This is a genomic window from Stenotrophomonas sp. GD03777, from assembly GCF_029842485.1.
Classification (GTDB): domain Bacteria; phylum Pseudomonadota; class Gammaproteobacteria; order Xanthomonadales; family Xanthomonadaceae; genus Stenotrophomonas; species Stenotrophomonas sepilia.
The window spans coordinates 28,795-42,325 of the sequence record NZ_JAOCGL010000025.1 but is presented as its reverse complement, the minus strand read 5'-3'; the positions used below and the strand labels follow the sequence as shown (position 1 = coordinate 42,325).

The 13,531-nt window shown below is 67.6% G+C and carries 13 protein-coding genes; 10 read left to right on the top strand and 3 right to left on the bottom strand.

Going from position 1 to position 13,531, the window contains the following annotated elements:
* Window positions 1–37 precede the first annotated feature (37 nt).
* On the bottom strand, window positions 38–550 hold the full coding sequence (gene def, locus N5E02_RS08080; RefSeq protein WP_005419619.1) for a peptide deformylase: 513 nt from the start codon (window positions 548–550) through the stop codon (window positions 38–40).
* A 126-nt stretch (window positions 551–676) separates the two neighbouring features.
* On the opposite strand from def, the gene N5E02_RS08075 reads away from it, so the two are divergent.
* The 9 genes from N5E02_RS08075 to N5E02_RS08035 all read left to right on the top strand — a co-directional run bounded on the left by N5E02_RS08075 (window position 677) and on the right by N5E02_RS08035 (window position 10,216).
* Window positions 677–1,807 carry a LysM peptidoglycan-binding domain-containing protein gene (locus N5E02_RS08075; RefSeq protein WP_005419620.1) on the top strand — a complete coding sequence of 377 codons (1,131 nt, stop codon included), beginning with the start codon at window positions 677–679 and terminating at the stop codon, window positions 1,805–1,807.
* Between the two features lie 110 nt (window positions 1,808–1,917).
* Entirely contained in the window at window positions 1,918–3,045 is a 1,128-nt protein-coding gene (gene dprA / locus N5E02_RS08070) for a DNA-processing protein DprA (RefSeq protein WP_235649063.1), read from the top strand.
* A gap of 43 nt (window positions 3,046–3,088) precedes the next feature.
* A complete protein-coding gene (locus N5E02_RS08065; protein WP_005419622.1) occupies window positions 3,089–3,562 on the top strand; it encodes a DUF494 family protein in 474 nt (157 codons plus the stop codon).
* A gap of 39 nt (window positions 3,563–3,601) precedes the next feature.
* Window positions 3,602–4,360, top strand: coding sequence for a pilin (locus tag N5E02_RS08060; RefSeq protein WP_053496977.1), 759 nt, complete (start codon window positions 3,602–3,604; stop codon window positions 4,358–4,360).
* Between the two features lie 49 nt (window positions 4,361–4,409).
* On the top strand, window positions 4,410–5,339 hold the full coding sequence (locus tag N5E02_RS08055) for an RDD family protein (RefSeq protein ID WP_279946155.1): 930 nt from the start codon (window positions 4,410–4,412) through the stop codon (window positions 5,337–5,339).
* Window positions 5,340–5,532: 193 nt separating this feature from the next.
* The gene (locus tag N5E02_RS08050) at window positions 5,533–8,016 is read left to right on the top strand and encodes a DNA topoisomerase I (protein ID WP_235649062.1); all 2,484 of its coding nucleotides are present in this window, start codon (window positions 5,533–5,535) and stop codon (window positions 8,014–8,016) included.
* Between the two features lie 131 nt (window positions 8,017–8,147).
* Entirely contained in the window at window positions 8,148–8,738 is a 591-nt protein-coding gene (locus N5E02_RS08045; RefSeq protein ID WP_235649061.1) for a Sua5/YciO/YrdC/YwlC family protein, read from the top strand.
* Between the two features lie 43 nt (window positions 8,739–8,781).
* Window positions 8,782–9,471: a DUF4124 domain-containing protein gene (locus N5E02_RS08040; protein WP_235649060.1), complete on the top strand. Its 690-nt coding sequence runs from the start codon at window positions 8,782–8,784 to the stop codon at window positions 9,469–9,471.
* Between the two features lie 34 nt (window positions 9,472–9,505).
* Window positions 9,506–10,216 carry a hypothetical protein gene (locus N5E02_RS08035; protein WP_197598661.1) on the top strand — a complete coding sequence of 237 codons (711 nt, stop codon included), beginning with the start codon at window positions 9,506–9,508 and terminating at the stop codon, window positions 10,214–10,216.
* Between the two features lie 93 nt (window positions 10,217–10,309).
* On the opposite strand, the gene N5E02_RS08030 is transcribed toward N5E02_RS08035, so the two are convergent.
* The gene (locus N5E02_RS08030) at window positions 10,310–11,086 is read right to left on the bottom strand and encodes an SDR family oxidoreductase (protein WP_005419635.1); all 777 of its coding nucleotides are present in this window, start codon (window positions 11,084–11,086) and stop codon (window positions 10,310–10,312) included.
* A gap of 111 nt (window positions 11,087–11,197) precedes the next feature.
* On the opposite strand from N5E02_RS08030, the gene N5E02_RS08025 reads away from it, so the two are divergent.
* Window positions 11,198–11,410: a hypothetical protein gene (locus tag N5E02_RS08025; RefSeq protein WP_279946154.1), complete on the top strand. Its 213-nt coding sequence runs from the start codon at window positions 11,198–11,200 to the stop codon at window positions 11,408–11,410.
* Between the two features lie 98 nt (window positions 11,411–11,508).
* On the opposite strand, the gene sppA is transcribed toward N5E02_RS08025, so the two are convergent.
* Window positions 11,509–13,431: a signal peptide peptidase SppA gene (sppA, locus tag N5E02_RS08020; protein WP_065178802.1), complete on the bottom strand. Its 1,923-nt coding sequence runs from the start codon at window positions 13,429–13,431 to the stop codon at window positions 11,509–11,511.
* Window positions 13,432–13,531 lie beyond the last annotated feature (100 nt).

Genomic DNA, 13,531 nt, shown 5'->3' with positions numbered 1-13,531 from the left:
AGGCACGGGCCACCCGAAGGGCGGCCCGGATGGGCGATCACGCCACGTGCTTGCGCTGCTTGGCCAGCTTCTTGCGGACCATCTCGCGCTTGAGCGGCGACAGGTAGTCGATGAACAGCTTGCCGTCCAGGTGGTCCATCTCGTGCTGGATGCAGGTGGCCAGTACTTCACCCGCCTCCAGCTGCTGTTCCTGGCCGTTGCGGTCCAGGTACTTCACGGTGATGGTGTCGGCGCGGGTGACGTCGGCGAAGATGCCCGGGACCGACAGGCAGCCCTCCTGGTACACCCGGCCCCCGTCCCTGGCGACGATTTCCGGGTTGATGAACACATGCGGTTCATTCTTTTCTTCGCTGACATCGATGACCATGAAGCGCTTGTGCACGTCCACCTGGGTGGCCGCCAGGCCGATGCCCGGGGCGTCGTACATGGTCTGGAACATGTTGTCGATCAGTTCCTGGAAGGCCGGCGTGGTGACTTCGGCGGCGTCGATCAACGCAGCCTTGGTACGCAGGCGCGGATCGGGGAACTCGAGAATGGGGAGAAGGGCCATGGCTGTTTCCGGATAGGGGGCCGGCACGCCGGCATACGTCGCAGATTCTAGCTCCAACGCTTGCCTTGCGCCCCGGTTTCTGGACTATAGTGCGTGGACCTGTTGGGGAATCAGGGCTTCACACCTATGTTGCTTCGTTTTCGTACGGTCGTCGCCGCGGCGATGCTGACCGTGGCTGCCTATGCTACCGCCGTGGAAGTGAATGGCGGGCACCCGGACACCTATGTGGTCCGAAAAGGGGATACGTTGTGGGATATCGCCGCACGTTTCCTGCAGAAGCCTTGGCTGTGGCCGGAGATCTGGCAAGCCAATCCGCAGATCGCCAACCCGCACCTGATCTATCCAGGTGACGTGCTGAGCCTTGCCTACCTGGACCGGGTGACCGTGTCCCAGGCCGGCCCGCGCCAGGAGGCCCCGATCGACGCCATTCCGCTGGCCCAGGTCGAGCCGTTCCTGAAGCAGCTGAGCGTTGTCGACAGCATCAAGCAGCTGCCCTACGTGGTCGGCCTGGAGGACAGCCGCCTGCGCGTGTCCGGCGGTGACACCGTCTACGTGCGCCTGGCCGATGCCCAGGTGGGCCAGCGCTGGGCCGTGGTACGCCCGACCGTACGGTACGCCCAGCCCAAGCCGACCGAAGACCTGACCGCCAATGGCGACGTGACCCCGGGCAGCGGCAACCTGTGGAAGGCCTACAACGCGCCCAACGCCCGCCGTGGCGTGCTCGGCTACGAGCTGGCCCAGGTCGCTACCGGCACCATCACCCAGATTGCCGGCGGCAAGGTCGAGGCCTCCACGCTGGTGCTGGACAAGAACGACGGCGGCCGCGAAGTGCGCGCCGGTGACCGCCTGGTGCCGGTCGAAGCCAAGCCGTACGACCTGCAGTTCATCCCTCATGTACCCGCTGCCGGTGTCGAGGGTGTGGACGTGCGCGTGCTGGCCGTCACCGACATGTTCAATGCCGGTGGCCCGCGCGACGTGATCGCGATCTCGGCCGGCCGTGCCCAGGGCGTGGACAACGGCACCGTGTTCTCGCTGTGGCGCCCGGGCCGCCATGTGGCGCACCGCATGAAGTACCCGAACTCCTCGCGCATGGACGACTCGCTCAGCACCGGCGCGGGCCGGGTCTCGCTGCCGGATGAGTATGCCGCACACGCGATGGTGTTCCGTACCTTCGACAACGTCAGCTACGCGCTGGTGATGCAGGGCGTGAAGCCGGTGCAGGTGGGTTACAACGCGCTGCACCCGGACGCGAAGTAACCGTTGCCGGGCGTGCCGGCCGCTGCCCGGCAGGCGTCTGCGGGAAAACCTGACGATCACGTGCGAAGGCGCCCTAGGGCGCCTTTGTTGTGTGCGGCCGATAGTGGGGGATGACCATGCATGCATATGAGGCGCTGCTGCGCCTGTTGATGGCGGGAGGCGCACTGGCGCCACGACGGGCCCTGCTGCAGGCCGCGGGCGGTGCGCAAGCCGCCATCGCGCAAGGCCCGGCGAACTGGCGCGCGCACGGCTGCACGCCGGAGCAATGCGCCGCGCTGGAACGTCCCGACGCCCGGGCGCGTGCAGCCGCCCTGCGCTGGCTGGAACAGGACAACCATCACCTGCTGCCCTGCACCGATCCGGCCTTTCCACCCTCGTTGCTGGAGGTGCCCAACCCGCCGCTGGCGCTGTTCGTCGCCGGCGACCCCAGCCTGGCCTGGCGCCCGTCGGTGGCGCTGGTCGGCAGCCGTTCCCCCACCCCGGGCGGGCGCGCACTGGCCGCGCGTTTTGCCGGCTGTTTCGTCGAAGCGGGCCTGGCGGTGACCAGCGGCCTGGCCGCAGGCATCGATGCGGCTGCGCACCAGGCCACGCTCGAGGCCGGTGGCTGCACCGTGGCGGTGATCGGCACGGGCCCTGACCGCGCCTATCCGGACAGCCACGCCCAGCTGCAGGCGCGCATCGCCGCCGAGGGCGTGGTGCTCAGCGAGTACCTGCCGGGTACGGCGGCCCGCCCAGGTCACTTCCCCGCGCGCAACCGGCTGGTGGCCGGGCTGGCGCTGGCCACCGTGGTGGTCGAGGCCGCGCAGCGTTCGGGCGCGCTGATCACCGCGCGCCTGGCCGCCGAGGCAGGCCGCGAGGTCTGTGCCCTGCCCGGATCGGTGCTCAACCCGCGCGCGGCGGGCTGCCACCGCCTGATCCGCGAGGGCGCGGCGCTGGTCGAGCGCCCCGAGGAGGTTCTGGAACTGCTCGCCCCCGCCCTTCGCCAGCAGCTGCCGGGCTTGCAATCGCGGCTGGTCACCCCCACTGAACAGGCACTGCCGGCCCTCCTGCCGGCGCGCTGGGCCGACGACCCTGACTACCAGTGCTTGTGGCGAGCCCTGGACCACAACCCAAGCGGTATGGATTCACTGATCACGCGCTGTGGATTGACGGCGTCCCAGGTGTCCTCCATGCTGCTTGCCATGGAACTGGCGGGAATCGTGGTGTGCGTACACGGCCGCTACTGTCGAACTCCCTAGTTTCTTCACCTCCACAGCGTCGCGCGACGCAGGCCGAGGGGCAATGAAAGAGAGCATCCTGGATGTACTGCTGTACCTGTTTGAACACTATTTCAGCGAAGATGCGGACCTGATCCGTGACCGCGATTCGCTGCAGAACGGCCTGATCCAGGCCGGTTTCAGCCCCACCGAGATCAACAAGGCGTTCGACTGGCTCGATGCCCTGGCCGCCCAGCGGCCGAGCGTGGCCCAGGCGCGGGTCGACGGCCCCGTGCGCATCTACCATGGCCCCGAGCTGGACAAGCTGGATGTGGAATGCCGCGGCTTCCTGCTGTACCTGGAACAGCACGGCATCCTCGACGCCGACCAGCGCGAGCTGGTGCTGGACCGGGCGATGGCCCTGGACCAGGACGAACTGGACCTGGACGACCTGAAATGGGTCGTGCTGATGGTGCTGTTCAACCAGCCCGGCTCCGAAGCGGCCTATGCCTGGATGGAGACGCAGATGTTCATGGACGAGCCAGAACCCCTTCACTGACCGTACACTTGGGGGCATAGCGCATTCAGGAGCGTCCCCGTGAGCGAGTGGTTCCATGCAGAAGGCAACCGGCAGCAAGGCCCGCTGCCGGCGGAACAGTTGGTCGAGTTGTTCCGAAACAACCAGATCTCCCTGGACACCCTGGTCTGGCGCGACGGCCTGCCGCAATGGCAGCCGTTGCGCACCGTTGTCGACGAGCTGGGCCTGATCGTGCCGGCGCTGGACGTTGCTGCGCCGGCCCAGCAACCCGAGCCGGAACCGGAACCGGTGGCCCCCCCTCCGCCGCAGCCGCCTGTGCTGCCGCCGTCCACGCCCTATGCCACCCAAGCGGCAGCCGGGGTTCTGCCACCGCCGAAGAAGAAGCTCTCCGGTTGCGCCCTGACCGCGATCATCGGCGGCGGCCTGCTGCTGGTACTGGTACCGATCATGGCCATCCTCGCGGCGATCGCCCTGCCCGCATACAACGACTACACCGTGCGTGCCAGGATCGCGACCGCGGTCAATGCCCTGCAGCCGCTGAAACAGCAGGTGCAGCACTTCGCCGACGATGAAGGCCGCTGCCCCGGCGCCAACGATGCCGGTTTCCCGGCCCCGGGTGACTTCACCCAGGCCGGCCTGTCGGCGGTGAACATCGGCCGCTTCAACAACGGTCACTGTGGCATCGAAGCAACGCTGGCCGTGCCCGGCAAGAGCCTCGATGGCGACCTGCTGTGGCTGGAATATGATCGGGACAGCGGCCGCTGGGAATGCAGCGGTGAAAGCGACGACAAGTACCTGCCGACGTCGTGCCGCGGCTGAGCCACGCGCACGGCAGCACCTCCAAGGACGATCCAACAGGGAACATGCAATGACTGAGTGGTACTACGCCGTAGGACAGCAACGCCAGGGCCCGCTGTCGGTCCAGGAGATCCGCCAGCGCTTCCAGCGCGGCGAACTGAACCTGGACACCCTGGTCTGGCGCGAAGGCATGGCCCAGTGGGCTGCACTGCGCCAGGTGGTCGATGAACTGGGCCTGCAGACGCTGGCCGACGCCAGCACCGCCACTGCCAGTGGCGGCTTCGACCTGCGCAGCGACTACGCCGCCATCGACAACGGCACTGCGCCGCTGCCTGGCACGGGCGCGCTCAGCAGCTCACCCTACAACGCACCGGCCGCCGCCGCTGCCGGTGGCGCGCGGCCGGTGATCGGCGGCGAGGTGGTCTACGCCGGCTTCTGGAAGCGCGTCGCGGCCTACATGATCGACTACGTCGTGCTGGCCGTGCCGGGCGGCATCATCGGCGCCATCATCGGCGTGGTGCTTGGCGCCAGCATGGGCGCGGTGGGCAGTGGCGAGACCTCCATCGAAATCGTCGCGCAGCTGGCCAGCGCGCTGATCAACATGGTCATCGGCGTGGCCTACTACACCTGGTTCCATTCCTCGCAGGGCGGCGCCACGCTGGGCAAGATGGCGGTCGGCATCAAGGTCGTGCGCAGCAATGGTGACCGCCTGACCCGTGGCCGCGCCTTCGGTCGCTACTGGGCCATGCTGCTGAGCAGCTTCACCCTGGGCATCGGCTTCCTGATGGCCGCCTTCACCGAGCGCAAGCAGGGCCTGCACGACATGATCTGCGACACCCTGGTGGTCGACCGCTGGGCCTACACCGACCAGCCGCAGCTGCAGCGCCATGAGCTGGGTACGGTCACCATCGTGATCCTGGTACTGACCGGCCTGCTGACGGTGGCGGGCCTGGTGCTGCTGGTGGCTGCGGTCGGCTTCATCGCCAAGATGGCCTCATGAACGGCCATCCTCACGTCTGGCTGCTTGACAGGGGCTGGCCGAGCGTGATTCCTCTAATAAGGTGAAACCTGAACGCCCGGCACACTACCGGGCGTTCAGCGTATTGATTTGTCCGTGGCCGCTTCACTAATGCGGCCGTTTGCTCCACCCTAGCGGCCCCTTCCCTGCGGCTCGCCCCACAGACACTGCTGCCATGCCCAAGCACCTGCTCATCGTCGAATCGCCGGCCAAGGCCAAGACGATCAACAAATACCTCGGCAAGGACTACACCGTCCTGGCCTCGTATGGGCATGTGCGTGACCTGATTCCGAAGGAAGGCGCGGTCGACCCGGACAACGGGTTCGCCATGCACTACGACGTGATCGACAAGAACGAAAAGCATGTCGATGCGATCGCCAAGGCCGCCAAGGGCGCCGACGACATCCTGCTGGCAACCGACCCGGATCGCGAGGGTGAAGCGATCAGCTGGCATATCGCCGAGATCCTGAAGGAACGCGGGCTGGTCAAGGACAAGCCGATGCAGCGCGTGGTGTTCACCGAGATCACCCCGCGCGCCATCAAGGAAGCGATCAGCCAGCCGCGTGCGATCGCCAGCGACCTCGTCGACGCCCAGCAGGCCCGCCGCGCACTTGACTACCTGGTCGGCTTCAACCTGTCGCCGGTGCTGTGGCGCAAGGTGCAGCGCGGCCTGTCTGCCGGCCGCGTGCAGAGCCCGGCGCTGCGCATGATCGTCGAGCGCGAGGAAGAGATCGAAGCCTTCATCGCCCGCGAGTACTGGTCGATCGCTGCCGAGTGCGCGCACCCGTCCCAGCACTTCAATGCCAAGCTGGTCAAACTGGACGGGCAGAAGTTCGAGCAGTTCACCGTCACCGATGGCGACACCGCTGAAGCGGCGCGCATGCGCATCCAGCAGGCCGCGCAGGGCTCGCTGCACGTCACCGACGTCGCCAGCAAGGAGCGCAAGCGCCGCCCGGCGCCGCCGTTCACCACCTCCACCCTGCAGCAGGAAGCCTCGCGCAAGCTCGGCTTCACCACCCGCAAGACCATGCAGGTGGCGCAGAAGCTGTATGAAGGCGTGGCCATCGGCGACGAAGGCACCGTCGGCCTGATTTCGTACATGCGTACCGACTCGGTGAACCTGTCGCAGGACGCGCTGGCGGAGATCCGCGACGTGATCGCCCGCGACTACGGCATCGCCTCGCTGCCGGACCAGCCCAACACCTACCAGACCAAGTCGAAGAACGCCCAGGAAGCGCACGAAGCCGTACGCCCGACCTCGGCCCTGCGCACCCCGTCGCAGGTCGCCCGGTTCCTTACCGACGACGAGCGGCGCCTGTACGAGCTGATCTGGAAGCGTGCGGTGGCCTGCCAGATGATCCCGGCCACGCTCAACACGGTCAGCGTCGACCTGTCGGCCGGCAGCGAACACGTGTTCCGCGCCAGCGGCACCACCGTGGTCGTGCCCGGCTTCCTGGCCGTGTACGAGGAAGGCAAGGACAACAAGAGCGCCGAGGACGAGGATGAGGGCCGCAAGCTGCCCGCGATGAAGCCGGGCGACCGCATCCCGCTGGAACGCATCCTGGCCGAACAGCATTTCACCCAGCCACCGCCGCGCTACACCGAAGCGGCGCTGGTGAAGGCGCTGGAAGAGTACGGCATCGGCCGTCCCTCGACCTACGCCTCGATCATCCAGACCCTGCTGTTCCGCAAGTATGTGGAAATGGAAGGCCGCAGCTTCCGCCCATCCGACGTGGGCCGCGCGGTGTCCAAGTTCCTGTCCAGCCACTTCACCCAGTACGTGGATTACGACTTCACCGCCAGGCTTGAGGACGAGCTCGATGCCGTCTCGCGCGGTGAGGAAGAATGGATCCCGCTGATGGCCCGTTTCTGGGAGCCGTTCAAGGAACTGGTCGAAGACAAGAAGGAATCGGTCGACCGCGCCGAGGCCAGTGGCGCGCGCGAGCTCGGCACCGACCCCAAGACCGGCAAGCCGGTCAGCGTGCGGCTGGGTCGCTTCGGGCCGTATGCCGCCATCGGCAGCACCGCCGAGGACGCCGAGGAAAAGCCGAAGTTCGCCTCATTGCGCCCCGGCCAGTCGATGCACACCATCTCGTTGGAAGACGCGCTGGAACTGTTCCTGATGCCGCGCGCACTGGGCGAGGACAATGGTGAGCCGGTCAGCGTCGGCATCGGCCGCTTCGGCCCGTTCGCCAAGCGCGGCAGCACCTACGCCTCGCTGAAGAAGGAAGACGACCCGTACACCATCGACCTGGCCCGCGCCGTATTCCTGATCGAAGAGAAGGAAGAGATCGCGCGCAACCGGATCATCAAGGAGTTCGAGGGCAGCGACATCCAGGTGCTGAACGGCCGCTTCGGCCCGTACATCAGCGATGGCAGGATGAACGGCAAGATCCCCAAGGATCGCGAGCCGTCATCGCTGACCCTGGCTGAAGTGCAGCAGCTGATGGAAGAAACCGGCAAGCCGGTGCGCAAGGGCTTCGGCGCCAAGAAGGCCGCTGCGAAGAAGGCACCGGCCAAGAAGGCTGCGGTGAAGAAGGAAGCAGCGCCGAAGAAGGCCGCGGCCAGGAAAGCGCCGGCCAAGAAGGCTGTGAAGAAAGCTGCCGCAAAGAAGGCACCGGCGAAGAAGGCCGTCAAGAAGACCGCTGCAAAGAAGTAGATCCACGCCATGCGCGGATGAGGGGCGGTGCCGGCCGCTGGCCGGCAACACCTGGAAGCGTCGGATGCCGGCCAGCGGCCGGCACTACCGAGTGGGTGCGTTCCCCCCCTTCTGCACGCGGCGGGGGGATAATGGACGCCCACGCCGGGCCGGTCGCCGTCATGAAAGAACTCACCCTGAACTCTGCTGTCGCCACGCTCCGCGCCGGTGGCGTGATTGCCTATCCGACCGAGGCGGTCTGGGGCCTGGGCTGCGATCCGTCACATGAAGCCGCGGTGCACGCGGTGCTGCGGCTGAAGCAGCGCCCGATCGAAAAGGGCATGATCCTGGTCGCCGCCGAACTGTCGCAGCTGGAGGGCTGGGTCCGCCTGCAGGCGCTGCCCGACGCCCGCCAGCGTGCGGTTCTGGCCAGCTGGCCGGGCGCCAACACCTGGATCCTGCCGGCCGGTCCGCGCGCCCAACCGTGGGTCACCGGTGAACACAGCGGCATCGCCGTACGCATCAGCGCCCACCCACTGGTCGCCGCCCTGTGCCGCGCCTGGGGCGGGCCGCTGGTCTCCACCAGCGCCAACCTGGCAGGTGAACCGCCGGCACGCAGTCGCGCCGAGCTGGATCCGCGCCTGCTGCGCCTGCTCGATGGCCTGCTCGATGGCGAGACCGGTGGCCTGGCCCAACCGACCCCGATCCGCGACGCGCTCAGCGGCAACGTGCTGCGCTCCTGAGCGGACGATTGCACTGCCGCGGACAATCACGCACCCTGCCGCCATGAACCTGCTGCGCACCGCCCTGGGCCTGTGCCTGTTGCTGCCATGGACCGCACCCGCCGCCGAGGACGTGCGCGTGTACCGCTGTGTCGCCAGCAACGGCGCCGTGGCCCTGCAGGACAAGCCCTGCAGCAGTGGCCGGCAGGAAGTGCGTGACCTGCAGCGCCCGCGCGACCCGGCCCCCCGGGTGGTGCGCAGCGACGCGGCACCCGCCCGGCCGGACGAGGTTCCGGTGATGCGTGATCGTGAGGTCCGCCACGTCTACCTCCAGCCACCACAACCGTTGTACGAATGCGTGAGCGACGACGGTCGCCGCTATACCAGCGACAACAACGAGGGCAATCCGCGCTGGGTACCGTTGTGGACCAGCGTCTGGCTTCCGCACGGGCACCACGGCCCGGTCCATCCCGGCCCACGCCCGGCCTTCGGCACGCCGGTCGGCACCCCCATCGGTGAAGGAACCGGCTACCGGCCGCCCGCGGTGGGTGTCGGTGTGCAGGTTCCGGCCGGCAGCGTGCTGGTCCGCGACAGCTGCCATGCGCTGCCGCCGCAGGAAGTCTGCGCGCGCCTGCGCGACCGCCGCTGGGAACTGGACCGCCGCTACAACAGTGCGCTGCAGAGCGAGCGTACTGCCATCAGCAACGAACAGCGTGGCATCGACGCACGCCTGTCGCGGGACTGCGACCGCTGAGCGCAGCACCTGCCGTGGCATGTACGCTGTGCGCATGAAGAACCTGATCTGGCTGGCCCTGGGCCTGTTCGCCGGCAACGCAGTGGCCGACGACGGGGTGATCTACCGCTGCACCTCCAGCAACAGCGATGTGCCCACCCTGCAACGTACGCCCTGCCCTGCCGGCAGCAAGCAGCAGGTGGTGCGGATTCCGGCCGCTGCCAGTGCGCCGCCCACGCCGACCCCTGTGCCGTCGCCACCCGAACCGGCGGCGGCGGGTATGCCGCCGGCTTCCGCGCCCAGCCCCCGCCGCCCCGGCGAAGGACGCACGATCATGGAAGCCGGCATGGTCGAACGCGAAGGCGGCGATCTGATACTCGACAGTGCATCGCTGCCACGCCAGGCTGATGCCGCGCCGGACAGCAATGCGCCGCCGAAGCCGCCGCTGCCGCCCATCTTCCAGTGCACCGACAGCCAGGGCGGTGGCTACCTGCACGAATACGAAGCTGCCCCCGGCCGCTGCGAACTGATGACCGTGCAGGGCCTGGGCGGCGCCACACCGGTCAATGCTGCAGGCTGCGAAGTGGTGCGCGACCGCTGCGAGGAACTGCCGGAAGCGCAGCGCTGCAGCAGCTGGCAGCAACGCTTCCGCGACGCACGTGGCCGCGAGCGGTTCGCCTCACCGGAGAACCGCGACAAGGCCCGGGGCGAACGCGAACGGTTGCAGGGCGTGCTGGAGGCCAGCAACTGCCCGGTACCGGGGTGACTGCCATGCGGTAGTGCGGGCCGCTGGCCGGCAACTGCAATCACCTGAAGATCTCGTGGTTGCCGGCCAGCGGCCGGCACTACCACCGCATGATCAGAAGCCGTAGCGCAGGAAACCGCCATCCACTGCGATGCATTCGCCGGTGACATAGCTGGCCGCCGGCAGGCACAGGAAGCCCACGGCTGCGGCCACTTCCTCCGGTTCACCGATGCGGCGCATCGGCGTGCGGTTGACCACTTCCTCGTAGTAGTCCGGGTCCGACAATGGACCGGACGTGCGCCGCGTGCGGATGTACCAGGGCGCCACCGCGTTGACCCGGATGCCATCCTCGGCCCACTCGACGGCCAGGTTGCGGGTCATCTGGTGCATCGCGGCCTTGGTCATGCCGTAGACCACGCCACTGCGCACGTGGGTCAGCCCGGACACGCTGCCGACATTGACGATCGACGACGACGCGTGCCGGGCCAGCAGCGGATGCGCGTAGCGCGACAGCTCGAAGGCCGAGAACAGGTTGGTCTCGAAGATCTTGCGCCACTCGTCCTCGGAATACTCCGTGGCTGCCTTGGTGACGTTGCCACCAGCGTTGTTGACCAGGATGTGCAGGCCATCACTGTGGTCTTCCACCCAGTCCAGGATCTGGCGGCGGTCCTCGTCATCGGAGACGTCCGCGGCCAGCGCATGCACCTGGTGCTGCGGATACACATCCAGCAGTTCGTCGCGCGCGGTCTCCAGCATGTCGATATCGCGGCCGACGATCATCAGATCGGCGCCGAGCCCCGCCAGTTCATGCGCGATGGCCAGGCCGATGCCGGCGCTGGCGCCGGTGATCAGGGCCGTCTGGCCGTCCAGGCGCCACCGTTGCTGGGTCATGTGTCCTCCGGGGCCGCGCCCGCTGTGTTTCGATGCCGCAAGGATACGCGCTCACGGCAGCGCGTTGCCGGAGATGCGACACTGCGCGAACGCCCACCGCGGAGTACCGCCATGCGCATCCTGATCCTGTTCTTGTCCCTGCTGGCCATCGTGCAGCTGGTTGCCTGCCAGCGTCCGCCGACGCCGAACCCGGAGAAGCCACCGGTACCCAAAGCGATGTCGCATGCGATGCAGGAGCCGCTGGACCGCGCCAAGGGCGTGCAGAAAACCGTCGATGATGCTGCCGCGCGTGAGCGCAAGGCCGAGGCCGACGCGGCGCAATGACCGGTGGGGTCAGAGCCCTTTGCGAAGCCAAGGAATCCGACCCCATGAACGAAAACGCCCGGCCTGAGCCGGGCGTTTTCATTCGATAGCGTTGCCGGTCAGAACCCGCAGAAGCAGTACGCCAGCGCCTTCACCGGTGCGCCGTTGCCCTTTTCGCGGGCCGCGTTCTCGACGAAGCGCAACTGAGTGTCCACTTCCGGCATCGTGCGTGCCAGCATCATCCGCGCCATGCCCGAATCGGACAGCATCCAGGCACCGGCACGACTGCCAGCGAAACCGCTGACGAACTGTGCGAACGGCGTGGCCGCCTTCTCGATGTAGCGCACGCGATAAGCGTCGGCCTTGCCCAGCTTGGCACGGCTGGCAGCGTCGGCCACGGCATCCTTCAGGCCACCGAAGGCATCGACCAGGCCGCGTTCCTTGGCCTGCGCACCGCTCCACACGCGGCCGCGGGCCACCTCGTCCACCGCCTCGACCGGCTTCTTGCGGGCGTCGGCGACGCGGCCGGTGAAGTCGGCGTAGCCCTTGTTGATCACCGACTGGATGACCTGGCCCACGGCCGGATCCATCGGGCGGGTGACATCGAATGCACCGGCGAAACGGGTGGTGCCGACACCATCGGTGTGCACGCCGATCTTGTCCAGCGCGCGGCTGAAGTTCGGCACCATGCCGAAGATGCCGATCGAACCGGTGATGGTCGACGGATCGGCGTAGATGCGATCGGCATTCATGCTGATCCAGTAGCCACCGGAGGCAGCCAGGTCGCCCATCGACACCACCACCGGCTTGCCAGCGGCCTGCAGCGCCACCACTTCACGGCGGATCTGCTCGGAGGCGAACACCTCACCGCCCGGCGAATCGACGCGCAGCACCACGGCCTTCACGTTGTCGTCGTCGCGCGCGGCGCGCAACAGCGCTGAGGTCGACTCGCCGCCGATGCGGCCGGCCGGCAGGTCGCCACCGCTGATCTCGCCGGCAGCCACCACCACGGCCACCTGCGGACGCGAGTCCACCGGGTTGCGGCGGGCGTCGAGCAGGGCCAGGTAACGGCCGAAGTCGACGTTGCGGAAACCACCGTCGGCGTCTTCGTCGGCCACGCCGCGCTCGATCATCAGATCCTCGAATTCCTCGCGGGTCTTCAGCGCGGTCACCAGCTTCTGCTGCAGCGCGAACTTGGCCAGGTCGCCACCGGCGGCGGCAATGCCTTCCGGCAGCGTGTCGATGCCGGCAGCCAGCTGTGCCGGATCCAGGCGGCGCGCCTTGGCGATGTCGCCCAGGTAGCGCTGCCACACATCGTTCATCCAGAACAGGTCGGCTTCCTTGGAGGCCGGCGACGCGGCGTCAAGCACGTACGGTTCGGCCGCGGACTTGTACTCGCCCACCTTGAACAGGTGCACGTCCACGCCCAGCTTGTCCTGCAGGCCGGTGCGGAAGTACTGGCGGTAGCGGCCGAGGCCTTCGAGCACGACCGAACCCATCGGGTCCAGGTAGACCTCGTCGGCCTGTGCAGCCAGCAGGTACTGCGACTGGCCCATGCTCTCGCTGTAGGCCACCAGCTGCTTGCCGGAAGCGCGCAGGTCCTGCAGCGCGGCGGCGACTTCACGCAGCGAGGCGAAGCCCGACGGCTGCAGCTTGTCCAGCTCCAGCACCACGCGCTCGATCTTCTTGTCTTCCTTGGCCGACTCGATCACCCGCAGCAGGTCGCGCAGCTGGATCTCTTCGGCACCGTTGTCACCCACGGCCTTGGCCAGTGCGCGGCTGACCGGATCGGCACTGAACTGCTCGACCAGGCGGCCTTCCGGCGCGATCACGAGCGTCGTGCGGTCCTGCAGCGACTTGCTGGCACCGGCACCCATGCCGGCGGCGATGACGAACATCACCAGCAACAGGAACAGCAGGCCGAAGAACACCAGGTTGAGGATCAACCGGCGGGTGAAGTTCATGACGTCCCACAGCCCGATGAAGAAACTGGCGACGGGGTTGCGACGCGCCGGGGGCAGCGGGGGCACGGGTTGATTCATGGAACGCTCCGGATGGCTTCTTGCCGTGGTACCAGCATAGCCGGTGCCGCGTGATGCGGCATCGGACACAAGTCAGGGGATCGCCCGCCATGGGTCGGCA